Annotated in this window: 2 tRNA genes and 2 rRNA genes; all 4 read right to left on the bottom strand. The window is 50.8% G+C overall.

The annotated features are described in order from the left end of the window. Positions 1–130: 130 nt before the first annotated feature. A 23S ribosomal RNA gene (locus tag AC1RMG_RS32340) occupies positions 131–3,022 on the bottom strand. A gap of 233 nt (positions 3,023–3,255) precedes the next feature. Continuing rightward, positions 3,256–3,331 (bottom strand) — tRNA-Ala (locus AC1RMG_RS32335). 10 nt (positions 3,332–3,341) lie between these two features. Next, a tRNA-Ile gene (locus AC1RMG_RS32330) sits at positions 3,342–3,418 on the bottom strand. 123 nt (positions 3,419–3,541) lie between these two features. Continuing rightward, a 16S ribosomal RNA gene (locus AC1RMG_RS32325) occupies positions 3,542–5,080 on the bottom strand. The 16S and 23S rRNA genes sit together here with 2 tRNA genes alongside, the layout of an rRNA operon. Positions 5,081–5,471 lie beyond the last annotated feature (391 nt).

The raw sequence follows: 5,471 nt of genomic DNA, 5'->3' as shown, positions 1-5,471 counted from the left end.
TAGCCAGTCCGTTGCTTGTGCAACGTGCCAGCGAATGGGTATGTAATAGGTTTGTGTGTTCGCAAACTTTCGGTTTGTATCGTCTTCACACACCGCAACTCGCTTCTTAAGCAAATTGCTTGGGTGTTATATGGTCAAGCCTCACGGGCAATTAGTATTGGTTAGCTCAACGCCTCACAGCGCTTACACACCCAACCTATCAACGTCGTAGTCTTCGACGGCCCTTTAGGGGATTCAAGATCCCAGTGAGATCTCATCTTGAGGCAAGTTTCCCGCTTAGATGCTTTCAGCGGTTATCTTTTCCGAACATAGCTACCCGGCAATGCCACTGGCGTGACAACCGGAACACCAGAGGTTCGTCCACTCCGGTCCTCTCGTACTAGGAGCAGCCCCTCTCAAATCTCAAACGTCCACGGCAGATAGGGACCGAACTGTCTCACGACGTTCTAAACCCAGCTCGCGTACCACTTTAAATGGCGAACAGCCATACCCTTGGGACCGGCTTCAGCCCCAGGATGTGATGAGCCGACATCGAGGTGCCAAACACCGCCGTCGATATGAACTCTTGGGCGGTATCAGCCTGTTATCCCCGGAGTACCTTTTATCCGTTGAGCGATGGCCCTTCCATACAGAACCACCGGATCACTAAGACCTACTTTCGTACCTGCTCGACGTGTCTGTCTCGCAGTCAAGCGCGCTTTTGCCTTTATACTCTACGACCGATTTCCGACCGGTCTGAGCGCACCTTCGTACTCCTCCGTTACTCTTTAGGAGGAGACCGCCCCAGTCAAACTACCCACCATACACTGTCCTCGATCCGGATAACGGACCTGAGTTAGAACCTCAAAGTTGCCAGGGTGGTATTTCAAGGATGGCTCCACGCAAACTGGCGTTCACGCTTCAAAGCCTCCCACCTATCCTACACAAGCAAATTCAAAGTCCAGTGCAAAGCTATAGTAAAGGTTCACGGGGTCTTTCCGTCTAGCCGCGGATACACTGCATCTTCACAGCGATTTCAATTTCACTGAGTCTCGGGTGGAGACAGCGCCGCCATCGTTACGCCATTCGTGCAGGTCGGAACTTACCCGACAAGGAATTTCGCTACCTTAGGACCGTTATAGTTACGGCCGCCGTTTACCGGGGCTTCGATCAAGAGCTTCGCGTTAGCTAACCCCATCAATTAACCTTCCGGCACCGGGCAGGCGTCACACCCTATACGTCCACTTTCGTGTTTGCAGAGTGCTGTGTTTTTAATAAACAGTCGCAGCGGCCTGGTATCTTCGACCGGCATGAGCTTACGGAGCAAGTCCTTCACCCTCACCGGCGCACCTTCTCCCGAAGTTACGGTGCCATTTTGCCTAGTTCCTTCACCCGAGTTCTCTCAAGCGCCTTGGTATTCTCTACCCAACCACCTGTGTCGGTTTGGGGTACGGTTCCTAGTTATCTGAAGCTTAGAAGCTTTTCTTGGAAGCATGGCATCAACCACTTCGTCACCTAAAAGGTAACTCGTCATCAGCTCTCGGCCTTAGAACCCCGGATTTACCTAAGATTCCAGCCTACCACCTTAAACTTGGACAACCAACGCCAAGCTGGCCTAGCCTTCTCCGTCCCTCCATCGCAATAACTAGAAGTACAGGAATATTAACCTGTTTTCCATCGACTACGCTTTTCAGCCTCGCCTTAGGGACCGACTAACCCTGCGTCGATTAACGTTGCGCAGGAAACCTTGGTCTTTCGGCGTGGGTGTTTTTCACACCCATTGTCGTTACTCATGTCAGCATTCGCACTTCTGATACCTCCAGCAAGCTTCTCAACTCACCTTCACAGGCTTACAGAACGCTCCTCTACCGCATCACTTACGTGATACCCGTAGCTTCGGTGTATGGTTTGAGCCCCGTTACATCTTCCGCGCAGGCCGACTCGACTAGTGAGCTATTACGCTTTCTTTAAAGGGTGGCTGCTTCTAAGCCAACCTCCTAGCTGTCTAAGCCTTCCCACATCGTTTCCCACTTAACCATAACTTTGGGACCTTAGCTGACGGTCTGGGTTGTTTCCCTTTTCACGACGGACGTTAGCACCCGCCGTGTGTCTCCCATGCTCGGCACTTGTAGGTATTCGGAGTTTGCATCGGTTTGGTAAGTCGGGATGACCCCCTAGCCGAAACAGTGCTCTACCCCCTACAGTGATACATGAGGCGCTACCTAAATAGCTTTCGAGGAGAACCAGCTATCTCCGAGCTTGATTAGCCTTTCACTCCGATCCACAGGTCATCCGCTAACTTTTCAACGGTAGTCGGTTCGGTCCTCCAGTCAGTGTTACCTAACCTTCAACCTGCCCATGGATAGATCGCCCGGTTTCGGGTCTATTCCCAGCGACTAGACGCCCTATTAAGACTCGCTTTCGCTACGCCTCCCCTATTCGGTTAAGCTTGCCACTGAAAATAAGTCGCTGACCCATTATACAAAAGGTACGCAGTCACAGAACAAAGTCTGCTCCCACTGCTTGTACGCATACGGTTTCAGGATCTATTTCACTCCCCTCTCCGGGGTTCTTTTCGCCTTTCCCTCACGGTACTAGTTCACTATCGGTCAGTCAGTAGTATTTAGCCTTGGAGGATGGTCCCCCCATATTCAGACAAGGTTTCTCGTGCCCCGTCCTACTCGATTTCATGACTAAGAGATTTTCGCGTACAGGGCTATCACCCACTATGGCCGCACTTTCCAGAGCGTTCCGCTAATCTCAAAGCCACTTAAGGGCTAGTCCCCGTTCGCTCGCCACTACTAAGGGAATCTCGGTTGATTTCTTTTCCTCAGGGTACTTAGATGTTTCAGTTCCCCTGGTTCGCCTCTTGCACCTATGTATTCAGTACAAGATAACCATCTTATGATGGCTGGGTTCCCCCATTCAGAGATCTCCGGATCAAAGTCTGTTTGCCGACTCCCCGAAGCTTATCGCAGGCTACCACGTCTTTCATCGCCTCTGACTGCCAAGGCATCCACCGTATGCGCTTCTTCACTTGACCATATAACCCCAAGCAATCTGGTTATACTATGAAGACGACATTCGCCGAAAATTTGCATTCTTAATTAAAAGAGAACTCACAAATTTTACCTTAGCCTGATCCGTTACCAGTGAAAGTAACGTTCAGTCTATCTTTCTATCACATACCCAAATTTTTAAAGAACGATCTAATCAAAAGACTAGAAATCAACATTCAAAGTGAATGCTCATTTCTAAGCTTTCAGAAGCAGTTTATGGTGGAGCCAAGCGGGATCGAACCGCTGACCTCCTGCGTGCAAGGCAGGCGCTCTCCCAGCTGAGCTATGGCCCCATAACAAAATTGGTGGGTCTGGGCAGATTCGAACTGCCGACCTCACCCTTATCAGGGGTGCGCTCTAACCAACTGAGCTACAGACCCAATTTCGAGCTTGTAACTGTTAGCTTGGAGCTATCAGCTTGGAGCTTAAAGCTGCTTCTATCGTCTTCTTCAATGAATCAAGCAATTCGTGTGGGAGCTTATGAAGCAGCTGATGTCGTCGATTAAGGAGGTGATCCAGCCGCAGGTTCCCCTACGGCTACCTTGTTACGACTTCACCCCAGTCATGAATCACACCGTGGTAACCGTCCTCCCGAAGGTTAGACTAGCTACTTCTGGTGCAACCCACTCCCATGGTGTGACGGGCGGTGTGTACAAGGCCCGGGAACGTATTCACCGCGACATTCTGATTCGCGATTACTAGCGATTCCGACTTCACGCAGTCGAGTTGCAGACTGCGATCCGGACTACGATCGGTTTTATGGGATTAGCTCCACCTCGCGGCTTGGCAACCCTTTGTACCGACCATTGTAGCACGTGTGTAGCCCAGGCCGTAAGGGCCATGATGACTTGACGTCATCCCCACCTTCCTCCGGTTTGTCACCGGCAGTCTCCTTAGAGTGCCCACCATAACGTGCTGGTAACTAAGGACAAGGGTTGCGCTCGTTACGGGACTTAACCCAACATCTCACGACACGAGCTGACGACAGCCATGCAGCACCTGTCTCAATGTTCCCGAAGGCACCAATCTATCTCTAGAAAGTTCATTGGATGTCAAGGCCTGGTAAGGTTCTTCGCGTTGCTTCGAATTAAACCACATGCTCCACCGCTTGTGCGGGCCCCCGTCAATTCATTTGAGTTTTAACCTTGCGGCCGTACTCCCCAGGCGGTCAACTTAATGCGTTAGCTGCGCCACTAAGAGCTCAAGGCTCCCAACGGCTAGTTGACATCGTTTACGGCGTGGACTACCAGGGTATCTAATCCTGTTTGCTCCCCACGCTTTCGCACCTCAGTGTCAGTATCAGTCCAGGTGGTCGCCTTCGCCACTGGTGTTCCTTCCTATATCTACGCATTTCACCGCTACACAGGAAATTCCACCACCCTCTACCATACTCTAGCTTGCCAGTTTTGGATGCAGTTCCCAGGTTGAGCCCGGGGCTTTCACATCCAACTTAACAAACCACCTACGCGCGCTTTACGCCCAGTAATTCCGATTAACGCTTGCACCCTCTGTATTACCGCGGCTGCTGGCACAGAGTTAGCCGGTGCTTATTCTGTCGGTAACGTCAAAACAATCACGTATTAGGTAACTGCCCTTCCTCCCAACTTAAAGTGCTTTACAATCCGAAGACCTTCTTCACACACGCGGCATGGCTGGATCAGGCTTTCGCCCATTGTCCAATATTCCCCACTGCTGCCTCCCGTAGGAGTCTGGACCGTGTCTCAGTTCCAGTGTGACTGATCATCCTCTCAGACCAGTTACGGATCGTCGCCTTGGTGAGCCATTACCTCACCAACTAGCTAATCCGACCTAGGCTCATCTAATAGCGTGAGGTCCGAAGATCCCCCACTTTCTCCCGTAGGACGTATGCGGTATTAGCGCCCGTTTCCGGACGTTATCCCCCACTACTAGGCAGATTCCTAGGCATTACTCACCCGTCCGCCGCTCGCCACCAGGTACAAGTACCCGTGCTGCCGCTCGACTTGCATGTGTTAGGCCTGCCGCCAGCGTTCAATCTGAGCCATGATCAAACTCTTCAGTTCAAACATCTTTGGGTTTTGAGAAAACCCTAAACTTGGCTCAGCAATCGTTGGTTACATCTTTGATTTCTCGCGGAGTAACTTGTGATGCTGATAATCTTTTTGACTATCAGTCTGACTCCACAAGCACCCACACGAATTGCTTGATTCAGTTGTTAAAGAGCGGTTGGTTAAGATCTTTCGTCTCAACCGAGGCGCGCATTCTACAGCAGCCTCATTTGCTGTCAAGTGATTTTTTTAAGAAGTTTTCAAAGTTTCCTTTTTAACTTCAACCACTTGCGCTTCCGATCTCTCGTTAGCGGGAGGCGAATTCTACAGCGTTACACGCTGCTGTCAACACCTCTTTTCAACCGCTTTCGACCGAGAGGATCGAATCGTTAATAAGGCGAAAACT

Source organism: Pseudomonas sp. GW822-FHT04H02 (genome assembly GCF_058800645.1).
This window is presented reverse-complemented; position numbering and strand designations above follow the sequence as displayed.